We start from the raw sequence: 15,041 nt of genomic DNA on the forward strand, positions 1-15,041 counted from the left end.
AGGGACCAACGACCAACCAGGGGCCCTCACCCGCCCCCAACCCCCCCCCCCCCCCCACCACCCCCCCCCCCCCCCAGTTCTGTCACGTACGGGAGAACTGCGATCAGATCGGTACCGACACCCGTGGTGATCAGGTCCTGGACCTGTCCGGCCGTCAAGGTTCCGGTGTCGCCGAGGATGTCGACGGGCCGCCCTCGGCGCCGTACGCCGCACGGGCTTCGAGCAGTTCGGGCAGGTGCTGCCGACTCCAGGCACGGGCGGCGTCGACCAGCGTCAACAGGGTGCGACCGAGCGGGGTGAGCTCGTACTCGACCCGGGGCGGATTCTCGTCGTACGCGGTGCGGGTCACCAGGCCGTCGCGTTCCATCGCCCGCAGGGTCTGGGTGAGCACCTTCGGGGTGATCGCGCGCAGGGGCAGCCTGATCTCCCCGAACCGCCGTCGGCCGTGCTCCAGGCAGAGCAGCACCATCCCGGTCCACTTGTCGCCGATCTGGAACGGCAGAGCACTGCTCGGACACATCGGGTCGAACATGTCCGGGTCCAACGGCTGGGCCATGGGCCGGAACCCTATCCCAGTACCTTTGAGGTAACCAGTATCCCGTGGATAGCGTCTCCGAACATGGCACCGACAACCAGAGACGGGGCGGGATCATGAGCGACATCGTCATCTTCGGCGCCGGTGGCCGAGCCGGCCGGGCGGTCACCGCCGAGGCACGGCGGCGTGGGCACCGGGTGACCGCGGCCGTGCGGGATCCGCAGCGGTACCGACACCTGCCGGCCGAGGGAGTCCGGGTGGTACGCGGCGACGTCACCGACGTACGCGATGTTTCCCTGATCTCGCGCGACCACGACGCCGTGGTCCACGCGGTCTCCCCGGCGTCCGGCCCGGCGGCACTCGCCGCCCTCGACCACTTCGACGCGGAGTTCTTCGTCCGGGCCGCCGACGCCCTACGACAGGGGATGACCGAGGCCGGCGTGCCCCGGCTCGTGGTCGTCGGTCTGTTCGCGAACCTCGACGACGGCGCCGGACGCCCCATCATGGACGATCCCTCGCTCTTTCCCGCCGCTCTCCGGCCGTTCGCCCGAGCCCACGGGGCCGGCCTGGACCGGCTGCGGGCGACGGCCGGTGCGCTCGACTGGGTGATGCTCACCCCACCGGCGATGCTGGACGCCAACGGCCCCCGCACCGGTCACTACCGGATCGGTGGCGACACCCTGCCACCCACCGAGCCCGTGCGGCTCTCCTACGCCGACCTCGCCGTGGCGGTGCTCGACGAGATCGAGGCGGCCCGCCACCACCGCACCCGCGTCTGCGTCTACCACTGACTCGGTCCACGGTGACGCGCGTCGGGTCGGGATCGGCCCGGAACCCGTCGGGGTGGACGCGGGGGCTTGGTCACCTACGGGTCGCTCTCCGGGCCCCAGACCGGCTCCGAACCGTCCGGGCGCGGGTTCACCGCCCACCAGTCGACCCAGCGCCGAGGCGCCCGGCGGGTCCAGACCAACGGCTCCCGGGCGGCGGGCAGCAGCGCCGCACCGGCCGGGGTGAGGCTGACCTCGCGGGTACTGCGCTCGAACAGGGGGCCGCGCAGGTCCTCCTCCAGGCGCCGGATCTGTCGACTCAGCGACGGCTGGGAGACGAAGAGCCGTTCGGCGGCGCGAGTGAAGCCGAGTTCCTCGGCGACCGCGACGAAGTAGCGCAGCAACCGGGTGTCGATGTCCACGTCACCGTCTCCAGGTGGCGCCCGAGAGGGCGTTCGATTGATGCCCCGAGGCTATAACCGTGGGTCTTGGACGACGCCGGACCGCCCGGTGTGTGATGGGTGGGCGGACGGACCACCACCGCCGGCAGCCGCCACGGTGCCGCCGAGCACGGTGAACGAAAGGCTGGGAAGTTGACCACTGAAGCGGGCCGATTCGTACTCATTGCCTGGCTGATCCTGTCGCTGACCGCCTGTACCCACTCGGGGGAAGCCGAGGCACCGCCGGCACCGATCCCGGCCACGACAACTCCGGGCGGCACCCCGGCAACCGGCGGGCCCTCCGGCCCGGCCCCGGCCGCCGCGGACCGGGCGGAGGTGGAGGGGGTGGTGCGGCGATTCGAGGCCGCGGCCAACGCCGGTGACGAGAACGGGGTACGGGCGGTGTTCGCCGAAAGCGCCCGGTTCGACAGTGTGGGCCGGATCTACCCGTCCCGGGCGGACATCATGGACCGTTTCCTCGTACCCGAGGTGCTCCGGGCCGGCGGCCGTTACCAGGTGGTCGACAGCGGCTGGAACGGTGAGCGTTACCGGGTCGACTACGAGTTCGTCACCCGGTCCGGCGGTCGGGAAAGCTTCTTCTACGACTATCTGGTCCGTGACGGTGTGATCCACGACGTCGTCGGTCGGTACAACTGACACCCATCACGATGACGGTCGGGCCCCGGAGCCTGCCCGAACGCGCACCCGGCCCGGCGAAGCCCCTCAACCGGCGTCGACTGCCCTGGCGAGGGCGTCGGCCGTGGCGGCGCGGGCCGGATCCGGATCGGCCCAGGACCAGTTGGGGTGCGCCCGGTTGGTGAGCAGGGCGAGGACGAGTTTGCGGTGCGGGTCGACCACGAGGGACGGGCCGGCGAAACCGGTGTGGCCGAAGGCGCGGGCACTGGCCAGGCGGCCCATGAACCACGGCTGGTTGAGGACGACACCGAGGCCGTGCGCGGAGGTACGGTTCGGGCGCTCGGGGTCGACGGCGGGTTTGCCCGCGTTGGCGTTCTCCAGCATGCGGCGCACGGTGGCCTCGGCGAGGATGCGTTTTCCCCGGTAGGTGCCGCCGTCGAGGAGGAGCTGTCCGATCGCGGCGAGATCGGCGGCGGAGGCGAAGATGCCGGCGTGTCCGGCGATCCCGCCGAGGTGGTTGGCGACATCGTCGTGGACGGTGCCACGGAGCAGACCTCGGGAGGAGCGGGCGTCGGTGGCGACGAGACGGGTCGATCTCGCGGTGGCGGGCAGCCAGGTGTTCGGGGTGAAACCGGTGTCGCGCAGGCCGAGCGGGCCGGTGAGGTTGCTCCTGAGGGCCTGGTCGAGGCGCTGACCGGTGACCTTCTCGACGATCTTCCCGGCGAGCATGAGGCCGACGCTGGAGTAGCGGAACGTGTCGCCGGGGGTGGCACCGGAGACCAGCGGGGTGGTCATGACGGCCTTCCACCGGGCGGCGTTGTCGGGCAACCCGGTGACCTTGGCGCCGACGGGTAGCCCGCCGGTGTGGGTGAGCAGCATGGCGACGGTGACCGCCGGTTTGCCGGTGCCGGTGAACTCGGGCAGGTAGTCGACGACCGGGGCGTCGAGGTCGACCCTGCCCCTGTCGACCTGTTGCAGGAGCAGGATCGCGGTGTAGACCTTGGTGACCGAGGCGAGATCGAAAATCGAGTCGGGGCGCATGGGCACCCGCTGGGCGGCCGGGAGGAGTTTCGGGCCGGCGCCGTAGCGCAGGGCTTCGCCGACGGCGGTGTGGACGGTCGTCCTGCCGTTGACCAGGACGAGGGCCACCGCGCCGGGGAAGCCGGAGTGTTGCACGGTCTGCGGGGTCGCCGGAAGGTGACGCTGGAGGACCCTGGTCACCTCGGCCGCGTACGGCGCCTGGTTCGCGGCGCCGGCCGACGCACCCGCCGTGGCGCTGGCGCCCGGTGAGCCGCTCGGTGCCGAGCCCAGCTTCGCGGTGTCGCCGACGGTGCCGGTCGCGCCCGCCGCACCGGTCGGGTCGGACGATCCGGTCCAGGCCGACCCGCCACCGGCAACGTCGCCGCGACCGCAGCCGGTCACCGTGACAGCGGCGGTGGCCAGACCGGCTCCGAGCAGCGTACGACGGGCCAGCGTACGACGCGACACATGCATGACCGCGATGGTGGCACCACCCGTTCGAGTGCCGCGATCCGGGTCGCCCCGTGACCCGGAGGCGATCAGGCGAGCAGCCGGGTGGCGTCTTCGGGGCGCCCGTCGACGTACGCGGCGAGCACCTCGGCGAACAGGTCGGCGGGCACGATCCGTACGCCCAGTTCCTCGGCCTTGGTCGCCTTGGAGCCGGCGCCCTCGCCGACCACCACCAGATCGGTGCGTTTGGAGACCGAGCCCGACGACTTCCCACCGAGCCGCTCGACCGCCTCGTTGCCCTCGTTGCGGGACAGGCCGGGCACCGAGCCGGTGACGACCACCGTCATCGGGGTGCCGTCGGGGCGTCGCAGCGGCAGGACCGGTGCCGGCGCATCCACCCCGGTCGGGTCGGTGCCGGCACCGGAGTCGACCGGGGCGACCCGGCCGGAACTGCCGGGCTCGGTCATGTTGACGCCCCGGGCGACGAGCTTGTCGATGACCGGGGAGAGGTCGGCCAGCTCGGCGGCGATGGTGACCGCCCGTTCCGGGCCGACGCCCTCGACCTCCTGGAGCTGCTCGACGCTCGCCCGGCGCAGCGCCTCCATCTCGCCGAAGTGGCGGGCCAGCCGACGCGACATCGACCGGCCGGTCATCCGGACACCGAGTCCGGTCAGCACCCGCGACAGCGGTTGGGCCTTGGACCGTTCGAGGTTCGCGACGAGTTTCGTCGCCGAGGTCTCGCCCATCCGGTCCAGTTTCGCCAGGGTCGTGACGTCGAGGTCGTAGAGGTCGGCCGGGTCCGTCACCAGACCGGCCGCGACCACCGCGTTGATGATCTTGTCGCCGACACCCTCGATGTCCATCGAGTCGCGGGCCGCGAAATAGGACAGGGACTCGGCCGCTCCGCAGGCCCGGCCCAGCGTGCACCGCCACCGCTTCTGCGACCGGTCTATCTCGCCACCGCAGCGGGGGCAGTGCGTCGGCGCCTCGAACGGCACCGAATCCGCCGGCCGCTCGTCGAGTTTGGCCCCGGTGACCTCCGGGATCACCTCACCCGCCCGACGTACGAACACGGTGTCGCCGGCCCGCACGTTGCGCCGGACCAGGTCGTCGAAGTTGTGCAGCGTCGCCGAGGTGACCACCACCCCGCCGACCTGCACCGGTGCCAGAACCGCGACCGGGGTGATCAGACCCGTCCGGCCGACCTGCACCTCGATCCGCAGCAGGGTCGTGGTGCGGGTGTCGGCCGGGAACTTGTAGGCGATCCCCCAGCGGGGTGCCCGGCTCGAAAAGCCGGCCAGATCCCGGTCGGCCGCATGGTCGGCCTTGATCACCGCACCGTCGACCGCGAACCCGAGCTGGCCGCGTCGTTCGTTGAGCACCTCGACGGCGGCGAGCGCGTCGTCGATCGTGTCGCAGACCGGCATCCCGGCCGGTGAACCGGCGGTGGTGGCGACACCGAGGCCGCCCACGTACGCCATCTCGGCGGAGTGGCGCCGGTCGGCGTCGACCACGTCGCCCACCACGCCGTACGCGTAGAAGGACAACGGCACCTCGTACGCCCGGTCCTGGGCCCGCAGGCTGCCGGCGGCGGCGCTGCGCGGATTGGCGAACGCCGGCTCACCGTGCCCGGTGCGCAGCTCGTTGGCGCGCTCGAAGTCGGCGTCGGTCATGAAGACCTCGCCCCGGATCTCCACGGTGACCGGCTCGGCCAGCCGCTGCGGCAGGCCCACCACCAGCCGTGCCTGGGTGGTGACGTCCTCACCGGCCCGCCCGTCGCCCCGGGTGACCAGGAGGTTCAGCCGACCGTGCAGGTAACGGGCCGAGACCGCGAGACCGTCGATCTTCGGCTCGACGGTGAAACCACCGGCCGGTCGGCCGAGGAGCTTCTCCAGCCTGGCCCCCCAGGTGCGCAGTTCCTCGGCGCCGAAGACGTTGTCCAGACTCAGCATCGGCACGGTGTGCTCGACGTCGCCGTTGATCCCGACCCCGGCGGCCACCAACCCGGTCGGCGAGTCGTCCAGCCGCCACTGCGGCCGGGCCGCCTCGGTGGCGCTCACCCGGGCCATCAGCGCGTCGTAGCTCGCGTCGTCCATCGCCAGGTCGGTGCCGTTGTAGTAGCTGGCCGCCGCGGCGCGGATCGCGTCGATCGCCGCCCGGTAGTCGGCCTCCGTGTCCAACGGTGCGGCCTGGCTCGCGTCGACGACCGGATCGACGCTGTCGATCAGCTCGGCACTGTCGATCGGCGCGGTGGCGTCGATCGGCTCGGCCGTGTCCGTCGGCACGGCGGTGGCGATCGACTCGGTCACCTGACCGGCACCGGAACTCTCCATCGACGTGGACCTCTTCCCCGTGTCCGTCGACGCCGCAGGCCGGCGCCGACTCGCCCCACCACCGGCAACGCCCGACCGGGCATCGCGATGAATACCAGGCCAGCCTAGAGGCCGGGTACGACACGTACGCCGACCCGGCCGACACCCAGCTCAAGCGGGTACGCAACGGTCGATTCGAGGCGCGGCCGACCGACCGGTGACCCGCTCCTTCCGGCCGGCCGGCGGCACCCCACCCGGCGTCACGGAAAGTCTGCCGGACCGATCCGGCAAACCCGATGAACCGTCCCGACCCAGGTACGTAGTAGGGGAGACCTTCCCCGGTCGAGCGCCGGCTGCCGGCGCCCGCACGAGCCGGGCACGGGACGGCCGGTTCGACGAGGAGAGGTCCACGATGGTCGGTGGCGCCGGACGATGGCGCGGACGGTCGGCGTCGCTGGGTACGCGGGCCGTACTCGCCGGCCTGCTGCTGGTGGTGGTGCCGCTCGGCCAGGCGCGAAGTCCCGAGGCGTACGCGGCGGCAGCCGCGACCGAACCGATCCCCGCGACCGAACCGACGCCCACGACCGATCCGGCTACCGTGGCCGAGCCGAGCGAGCGCTACTACGTGGTCGGACCGGGGGTGGACGGGCAGCGGGAGTACCTGTACGCGATCACGGCGCAGACCCTCGGTGACGGCAACCGCTACCGGGAGATCTTCGAGCTGAACCGGGACCGGTTACAGCCGGACGGTGGGCGGATGACCGACACGCTCGAACTGCGGCCGGGGTGGGTCCTGCTGCTGCCACCCGATGCCAACGGACCCGGCGTCCGGGTGGGCAGCCCGCCGGCCGTACCGACGCCGGGCGGGGACGGCAGCGCCGAACCGGCGCCCGTACCGTCGCCGGAGGCCGCCACCGACGGGTCCCGGGACGGCTTCGTCGGCTACCTGTTCCGGCTCGGCGCGTTCGGGCTGATGGTGCTGCTCCTCGCCGTCGCGTTGGCCGTGATCCGGCACCTTCGCCGTCGCCCGGTGACCGTCGCGGCCCCGGATCCCGCCCCGGCCACAACCGAGCCTGCCCCGACCGAACGCGCCGCCGCCCCGGTGCCGGTCTCGACATCGGATGCCGATCCGGCCGACGTACTCGCGCAGCCGCAGCCGCAGCCGCAGCCGCAATCGCAATCGCAGCCGCCACTGCCGGGAACGGAGCCGGACCTGGACCCGGAGCCGGGAACGGAGTTGGAGACGGAGACGGCGGGTCCGGCGCGGGTGGGGGAGCCTGCGGAGTTGCGGGCGGAGCTGGGGCAGGGGGCGGACCGGGTCGAGGTCCGGCTGATCGGTGCCGGTCGCGCGGGCGATGTCGCGGCGTACGCCTGGTTGCCCGCCGGTGAGCGGTTGCCCGGCGCGATGCCGGTGATCCTGGGGCGGCGCGGACACCTCCGGCTCTGGGCGGATCTGGCCCGGACACCGGAGGTGCTGACCATCAGCGGAGCACCCGAGGACTGTGCGAGGCAGGCACTCGCCATCGTGCGGCAGTTGCGTGACGAGGGGGTCGGCGTCACCGTCGTCGGCGGGGTGCTCGGCGAGGCCGTACCGGACGGCTGCCGCCGGGTCGACGCCTTCCCGACGCTGCCGGCGCAGGAGGCCGGACCGGCCGGTCCGGCGGACGGGCCGGGCATCGTGGTCAGCGGCGGATTGCGGGGCGCCGACCTGCGGGTCGCGCGGGCGATGGCGGCGGCCAGCGGTGGGCGGATGGTGCCGGTGCTGGTCGGGAAGGTGCTCCGGGCCCGCTGGTCGCTGCTGGCCCTCGGCTCCGAGACGGCGCCGGTCCGGGACGAGTGAGATTGAACCGGAGTGCCCGCCGTGCCGTAGTGCGGGCGGGCGCCGGTCGGCGCACGGTGCGGACGATCGCGCCCGAGCGAAGGAGAGTGCCGGTGGCGGCGCAGCGGCGGTCCTCGACCCGGCGATGGTGGTTCCCGGTCCTTGCGGTCGCGGTGCTGCTGGCACTGCCCGCGCGGGCGATCGCCGCCCCGGTCGCACCGGGCGAGGGCTACCTCAAGTACTACGTGGTCACCTCGTCCTACCAGGGCGAACAGGAGACTCTCGACCGGATCTCGCTCCGGTTCCTCGGCACTGCCGAACGGGCCGACGACATCTTCGACCTCAACGTCGGGCGCCGGCAGGCCGACGGCGGCACACTGACCGAGCCCGGTCCACTTCCCGGCGGTTGGCTGATCGTGCTGCCCTGGGACGCGGTCGGCGAGGGAGTCCGGTACGGGCTGCTCTCCGCAGCCCAACTCGGCCCCGGACCCGGTTCCGGACCGGGAACCGGGTCGCCGCCGTCCACCGGTGCTCCGATCGCCCCGCCGGTGGCCACCGCGCCCGGTGCGGGCAGCCCGGCTGGACAGTGTGCCGCCGCCACCCCGGTCACCGGTCCGGCCCGTACCGAGCGGCGGTTGGATCCGGGACCGGCCTGGGCTCGTACCGAGGGCGAGGGCGTGATGGTCGCCGTGGTGGACTCCGGTGTGGACGGCGGCCGGGCGGGGTTGACCGGACGGCTGGCGGCCGGCGTCGACATCACCGAGGGCAGCGCGCGGGGCGACGCGGACTGCCTGGGCTCGGGAACCGTGCTGGCCGGGATCATCGCCGGACGCGACGGCGAGGGCGCGGGCGGCATGGCCCCGGCGGCCACCGTGCTGCCGGTCCGGGTGGTCGCCGGTACGCCGCCGGCCCGGTCGACCGATGTCGAGACCGGGATCCAGGTGGCGATCTCCGCCGGGGCGGGCGTGATCGCGCTCGGTGGCCACATCGCCCTCGACGACCCGGTGGTGACGGCGGCGGTCGAGTCCGCGCTCAGCCACGATGTCGTGGTGGTGGCCGGCGCGGCGGTCGGCGACGGCTCCACCACCGGGTCGTCGACCGAGCCGGCGACGGCGCTGTTACGGGTCGGCGGGATGCGTGCCGACGGCCAGCCGACCGAGGGCTACCGGCCCGGGGCGGTGCAGGTGCTCGTCCCCGGCGTCGACCCGCCCGCGCCGGACGCGGGTACGCCCGCCGCCAGCGGCACCCCGTACGCGGTCGCGTTCGTGGCCGGTACGGCCGCGCTGGTCCGGTCCGCGTTCCCGAACCTGAACGCCGAGCAGGTGGCCCACCGGATCAGGGCGACCGCCGACCCGGTGGCGGTGAAAGCACCGGATCCCGGCACCGGTTGGGGTGTGCTGGATCCGGCTGCCGCCGTCACCGCCGTACTGGTGGAGGAGGGGCGGCCGGCCGGGGCGGCACCCGACGACGGCGGACCGGGACCGGTCCGGGTGACGGTTGTCGTCGTGCTCGTGCTGCTGTTGGCCGGCGCCGCCGTCGTACTGGCCCGGCGAGCGCACCGCACCGCCGCAACCGCCGGGACTGTCGAGGTGCCGGCCGGCCCGGAGCACGTCGACCGTTCCGCTGATCCGGAGCAGGCCGGTCCGGAGCAGGTAGACGGTTCGGCCGGTGCGGAGCAGACAGGGCCGGCCGCCGGTGCCGTACCCGTCGACCTGACGGGCGGGTCCGGCGTGTCCGGATCCCGGCCGTAGGGCCCGGTCGAGCCGTAGGACCGGCCGCAGGGCCGGACAACCCCAAGGAGCTGTCATGGCGGTGCGTGTCCGTAACCGGGCGGTGGGACGGCTGCTCGGCTCGGCGACCTGCACGGTCCTGCTGGTGCTCGGCTCGTCGCCCGGACCCGGGTACGCCGCCGACGGTGAGCCGCCCGCCCTGCCCACGGTGACCAACAGTTGCCTCGGGCCGTCCCCGGTCCCGTTCGCCGGGGTCCCGTGGCCGGTGGCCCGGCTGGCGCCGCAGGCGGTCTGGCCGTTGAGCCGGGGCGCGGGTGTGACGGTGGCGGTGATCGACACCGGGGTCAGCGCGGCGGCGACCGGACTGGCCGGTGTGGTGCTGCCCGGCCGGGACGTGGTGGCCGGTGGCCGGGCCGACCGGGACTGCCGGGGCCGGGGCACCGCGCTCGCCGGCATCGTGGCCGCCCGTCCGGTCACCGGGACCGGTGTGGTCGGGCTGGCGCCGGCGGTGTCGGTGCTGCCCGTGCGGATCGTCGACGACCAGGGCCGGTTGCAGCCGAGGTACCTGGCCGACGGGATCCGGGCGGCGGTGGACCTGGGCGCCGAGGTGATCCTGGTGGGCACCGGGGTCGAGGTCGCCGACGCCGAACTGCGGGCCGCCGTCAACGAGGCGGTGGCCCGCGACATCGTCGTGGTGGCGGCCATCAGCGACCAGCGCGGGGCGAACCCGGCCGCCGGCGCCCCGGTGGTCTGGTACCCGGCCGGTTTCGAGCAGGTCGTCGCCGTCGGCGGGATCGACGCCGACGGCCAGCCCACCGAACCGGTCGTCGAGGAGTCCGGGTTGGACCTGGTCGCGCCGGGGGTGGCGGCGATCAGTGTCGGGCCGAGCGGTCCCGGGCACTACCGGATCGGCGGTGCCGCGGTGGCGGCCGCGTACGTGGCGGGTGCGGCGGCACTGGTCCGGTCGTACCGGCCGGCGATGAGCGCCGCCGACATCCGCGCCCGGCTGGAGTTGACCGCCGAACACCCGCCCGGAGCGGCGCGTACCCCGGCGCTCGGGGCGGGCGTGGTCGACCCGTACGGCGCGGTTTCCGTGCTCGACCCCGGTCAGGCGGCACGCCCGGTCGAGGCCCGGCCGGCCCCGGCGGTGTTGCCGGTCGTGGCCGCGCCGGACCCGGCGGTCGGCCGCGCCGCCGGAGTCGGCGCGGCCGTCGGCGTCGGTACGTTGCTCGCCCTCGCCGCCGCCGTCACGATCCGGGCCGGCCGGCGCCGTCGCTGGCGGGTACGCTGACCGCCCCCTGATCGGCCGGCGGGTCCACCCACGCGGTCTGGATCAGGCGACTGCCCCGCCGGGTGCAGAGCAGTGCCCGACCCGGCGGCAGGATGCGCGGCTTGGTGTTGCCGAGCAGCGGGCCCTCCGACGGTGGGCAGGAGAGCGCCACGTCCGGGCTGTTCGTCTCCTGCAACCGCCGGATCAGCGGGTCCATCGACATTCGCATCACCCCGGCCGCGCCCCGGGTCAGCACCAGGTGGAAACCGATGTCGGTGCCCTGCGGCAGGAACGGGATCAGCGGTTGCAGCGGGCTGTCGTGCCCGCTGAGCAGGTCGTAGTCGTCGACCAGCACGAACAGGCGCGGGCCGGCCCACCAGTCGCGGCGGCGCAGCCGCTCCGGGGTGATGTCCGCACCCGGCACCCGGCTGCGCAGGCCCTCGACGGCCTGCGCGACCGCCTCCTTGGTGGAGTCGGGGGAGACGGAGTAACCCAGCCGGTACTCCGCCGGCACCGACTCGAACAGCTGCCGGCGGAAGTCGACCACCATGATCCGCGCCTCCTTCGGCGTGAACCGTCGGGTCACCGCCGCCGCGAGGTGGCGCAGCAGCGCGGTCTTGCCGCTCTCGGTGTCACCGAGGGCGGTCAGGTGCGGCACCTCCTCGAAGTTGTGCCAGACCGGCCGCATCCGCTCCTCGTCCAGGCCCAGGGCCACCCGAAGGTCACCGTCGGGCGCCGGCAGTTCGGTCGCCGGCAACACCGCCGGCAGCGTACGCACCGACGGGGCGACCGGGCCGTCCCAGAAGTCGCCGACCATCGCCGACAGCCCACGGGCCCCGTCGGCGACCGTGTTCGGGTCGGCCAGCCCGTCGATCCGGGGCAACCCGCCGAGGAAGTGCGTCTTCTGCGCGGTCAGACCCCGGCCGGGAATGTGCGGCACCGTCGCCGCCAGGCGCAGGTCGATCGCGGAGTCGACCGGGTCACCGAGACGCAGTTCCAGCCGGGTGCCGATCTGGTCGCGCATCCCGTGGTGCACCTCCGACCAGCGGGCCGTGGTCAGCAGCAGGTGCACACCGAAGTTCAGGCCCCGGGCGACGACCTGCCGGATCGCCGCCTCGCCCGCCTCGAACTCCTGCCGCAACGTGAACCAGCCGTCCACCACCAGGAACACGTCGCCGTACGGGTCGTCGGTGATCGTGCCGTCGGCCCGGCGCTGCCGGTACGTCGCCATGCTGTCCACCCCGAGGGTGCTGAACCGTCGCTCCCGGTCGGCGATCAGGGCGGCGATCTCGGCCAGCGTCCGGCTCACCCGGTCGGTGTCCAGCCGGCTGGCGACACTGCCCACGTGCGGCAGGTCCGCGATCGACGCCAGCGCGCCGCCACCGAAGTCCAGGCAGTAGAACTGCACCTCGCGCGGGCTGTGGGTCAACGCCAGCGCGCAGATGACCGTACGCAGCAGGGTGCTCTTGCCGCTCTGCGGTCCACCGGCCACGCCGAGGTGCCCGCCGACCCCGGACAGGTCGATCGTCATCAGCTCCCGGACCTGCTCGAACGGCTTGTCGACGAACCCGACCGGCACCACCAGCCGGCCGTTGCCGGGCCAGTCCGGCGCCCGCAGGCCGTCCTCCGGGTCCGGGGCGAGCGCGGGCAGCAACTGGTCCAGGGTGGGTGCGGCACCCAGCGGCGGCAGCCACACCTGGTGCGCCGGCGGTCCCTGGTCGGTGAGCTGGTCCACCACGACCGCCAGCACGCTGGCCGTGTTCGCCTCCGGCTCGGCCCCGTCCGCCGCGTCCGGCGCCACCGGGGTCTCCTCCGGCACCCGGTACGGCACGTGGTCCAGCAGGTACGGCACCACCTGCTGCTGCACCACCTCCTGGCGCACCCGCGCGGTCTTCGGCCGGTACGCCCCGGAGACGTACGCGGCCTTGAACCGGATCAGGGTCGACACGTGCGTACGCAGGTAGCCGTTGCCGGGCTGGGACGGCAGTTCGTGCGCGTCCGGCACCCCGATCACCGACCGGGACTCCATCGCGGAGAAGGTCCGCAGGCCGATCCGGTACGACAGGTGCGATTCGAGCTGGGCGATCCGCCCGTCGTCGAGGCGCTGGCTGGCCAGGAGCAGGTGCACCGCCAGCGACCGGCCCAGCCGGCCGATCATCACGAACAGGTCGATGAACTCGCGGTGCGCGGCGAGCAGTTCGCTGAACTCGTCGACCACGACGAACAGGGTCGGCAGCGGGTCGAGCGGCGCGCCCTGGGCCCGCGCCCGTTCGTAGTCCAGGGCGGAACTGAAACCGCCCGCCTGGCGCAGCAGTTCCTGCCGCCGGACCAGCTCGCCGTGCAGCGCGTCACGCATCCGGCTGACCAGCGCCGCCTCGTCGGCCAGGTTCGTGATCACCGCCGAGGTGTGCGGCAGCCGGTCCAACCCGAGGAACGTCGCCCCGCCCTTGAAGTCGACCAGGATCAGGTTGAGCGTCTCCGAGGAGTGCGTCGTGGCCAGGGCCAGCACCAGCGTACGCAGCAACTCGCTCTTGCCCGACCCGGTGGCGCCGATGAGCATCCCGTGCGGGCCCATCCCGCCCAGCGCCGACTCCTTGATGTCCAACTCCACCGGCACCCCGTCGGAGTCGATCCCGATCGGCACCCGCAGCCGGTCGGCCGGTGCCCGGGTCGCCCACATCCGGGACACGTCCAGCCGGCTCAGGTCGCCGATGTCGAGCAGGGTCGCCAGGTCGAAGTCCGAGGTGAGCGCCTCGGCCGCCGGCTCGGTGGCGATGCTGAGCCGGTACGGCGCCAGGATCCGGGCCACCGCGCGGGCCTTGGCCACGCTCAACCCGTCCGCCTTCGCCAGGGGCGAGCGCGTCTCCCGCCCCACCGAGTCGTGCCGGACCATCTCCACCTGCCCGTCGGCGACGTCCAGCCAGAGCAACTCCCTCGGGGTGGCGCCGGGTGCGGTGCCGAGTTCGACCAGCAGCGCGTTGCGGTAGCCGCCGGAGGCCATCCGGGCGCCGGTCGGGATCCGCCCACCGTCGCAGATCACCAGCACGTACGGCTCGTCGCGGCTCGGGGTGGCGCCCTGCTCGTACCGGGGGCGGGCGGAGAAGGTCTCGCCGAGCAGCCGCTCGACCTCCTCGATGTTCTCCGCGACCAGGCGGGCCGAGCCGGCCGCGTCCTGGTCGACCGGGTGCTGCACGTGCGGCAGCCACTTGGCCCACTCCCAGGCGGTGGCGCCGTCGCCGCCGAGGCAGAGGGCGATCAGCACCTCCTCCGGGGCGTGGAAGGTGGCGAGCTGGGTGACCAGCGCCCGGAGCACCGAGCGGCGTTCGTCGTCGGCGCCGGTGATCCGGATCTGGGCGAAACCGCGCAGGAAGAGGGCGACCGGCTGGTCCTCGATGGTGCTGTACGCCTTGATGAACCGGCGCAGCGACTTGGCCGACAACGGCTCCAGGTCCTCGATCGGCTTGGTCTGCATCGGGGCGATCCGGGTCGCCAGCCGCTGCCGGCCGGTGCCGACCCGCAGTTCCAGGAAGTCGGGGTGGGTGCCGCGCCGTTCCCAGCGCCGGGTGGTCATCGCCACCGACCAGAGGGTGCCCGGCTCCGGGTGCCGCCAGGCGCTGGCGTCGCGCTGCTGCCCCACGTAGCGTCGGACCCGCCGCCGGTTCTGGGCCAGGTAGCGCAGGTAGTCGCGCCGGTCGCCGCCGAGGCGGCGCTTGCGGTCGCCGCCGCTCATCGCCATCTGGCCGACCATCATGCCGCCCATGGCGACGACCAGCAGCCCGGCCATCATCCAGGTCATCGGCCCGCCCCGGGACGGGCCGACGAACATCAGCATCATCACCCCGGACATCAGCATCATCGGCAGGAAGGTCATCGCCCCCCGCAGCCCGCCCGGCTGGATCTCGGGCAGCTCGGGCGGCTCCTGGAGGCTGATCTCACCGGACGGCATCTCCGGCCCGTTGCGTCGGGCCGGGCGCCGGAACACGACCGTGGTCACCGCTGGCTCACCTGTCCGGGGATCGGGCCCTGCGCGCGGGGCCGGCGCGCGGTACAACGGCCCGACAC

10 protein-coding genes are annotated in these 15,041 nt (G+C 73.6%); 5 read left to right on the plus strand and 5 right to left on the minus strand.

Annotated features, from left to right (window positions below; genetic code table 11):
- Positions 1-154 precede the first annotated feature (154 nt).
- Entirely contained in the window at positions 155-556 is a 402-nt protein-coding gene (locus ACZ6QQ_RS10670; RefSeq protein ID WP_465875719.1) for a winged helix-turn-helix transcriptional regulator, read from the minus strand.
- A 95-nt stretch (positions 557-651) separates the two neighbouring features.
- Between ACZ6QQ_RS10670 and ACZ6QQ_RS10675 the strand changes: the two genes are divergently transcribed.
- Entirely contained in the window at positions 652-1,326 is a 675-nt protein-coding gene (locus ACZ6QQ_RS10675; RefSeq protein WP_465875720.1) for an NAD(P)-dependent oxidoreductase, read from the plus strand.
- Between the two features lie 74 nt (positions 1,327-1,400).
- Here ACZ6QQ_RS10675 and ACZ6QQ_RS10680 read toward each other — a convergent pair whose 3' ends face one another.
- On the minus strand, positions 1,401-1,724 hold the full coding sequence (locus tag ACZ6QQ_RS10680; RefSeq protein ID WP_465875721.1) for a helix-turn-helix domain-containing protein: 324 nt from the start codon (positions 1,722-1,724) through the stop codon (positions 1,401-1,403).
- A 171-nt stretch (positions 1,725-1,895) separates the two neighbouring features.
- Here ACZ6QQ_RS10680 and ACZ6QQ_RS10685 point away from each other — a divergent pair, with 171 nt between their 5' ends.
- Positions 1,896-2,399 (plus strand): Cif family virulence factor, encoded by a 504-nt coding sequence (locus ACZ6QQ_RS10685; RefSeq protein WP_465875722.1) that lies wholly within the window; start codon positions 1,896-1,898, stop codon positions 2,397-2,399.
- 66 nt (positions 2,400-2,465) lie between these two features.
- Here ACZ6QQ_RS10685 and ACZ6QQ_RS10690 read toward each other — a convergent pair whose 3' ends face one another.
- Both ACZ6QQ_RS10690 and ligA read right to left on the minus strand, forming a co-directional pair.
- Positions 2,466-3,872 (minus strand): serine hydrolase domain-containing protein, encoded by a 1,407-nt coding sequence (locus ACZ6QQ_RS10690; protein ID WP_465875723.1) that lies wholly within the window; start codon positions 3,870-3,872, stop codon positions 2,466-2,468.
- 65 nt (positions 3,873-3,937) lie between these two features.
- Positions 3,938-6,181 carry an NAD-dependent DNA ligase LigA gene (ligA, locus tag ACZ6QQ_RS10695; RefSeq protein WP_465875724.1) on the minus strand — a complete coding sequence of 748 codons (2,244 nt, stop codon included), beginning with the start codon at positions 6,179-6,181 and terminating at the stop codon, positions 3,938-3,940.
- Between the two features lie 391 nt (positions 6,182-6,572).
- Between ligA and ACZ6QQ_RS10700 the strand changes: the two genes are divergently transcribed.
- The 3 genes from ACZ6QQ_RS10700 (at position 6,573) to ACZ6QQ_RS10710 (ending at position 11,000) form a co-directional block, all read left to right on the plus strand.
- Entirely contained in the window at positions 6,573-8,000 is a 1,428-nt protein-coding gene (locus ACZ6QQ_RS10700; protein WP_465875725.1) for a LysM peptidoglycan-binding domain-containing protein, read from the plus strand.
- A 92-nt stretch (positions 8,001-8,092) separates the two neighbouring features.
- The gene (locus ACZ6QQ_RS10705) at positions 8,093-9,730 is read left to right on the plus strand and encodes a S8 family serine peptidase (RefSeq protein WP_465875726.1); all 1,638 of its coding nucleotides are present in this window, start codon (positions 8,093-8,095) and stop codon (positions 9,728-9,730) included.
- Positions 9,731-9,785: 55 nt separating this feature from the next.
- Positions 9,786-11,000 (plus strand): S8 family serine peptidase, encoded by a 1,215-nt coding sequence (locus tag ACZ6QQ_RS10710; protein WP_465875727.1) that lies wholly within the window; start codon positions 9,786-9,788, stop codon positions 10,998-11,000.
- On the opposite strand, the gene eccCa is transcribed toward ACZ6QQ_RS10710, so the two are convergent.
- A complete protein-coding gene (gene eccCa / locus ACZ6QQ_RS10715; protein ID WP_465875873.1) occupies positions 10,957-14,925 on the minus strand; it encodes a type VII secretion protein EccCa in 3,969 nt (1,322 codons plus the stop codon). The two genes, ACZ6QQ_RS10710 and eccCa, sit on opposite strands and share 44 nt — an antisense overlap.
- Positions 14,926-15,041: the final 116 nt, after the last annotated feature.

This window comes from Micromonospora sp. NPDC049529, assembly GCF_055586685.1.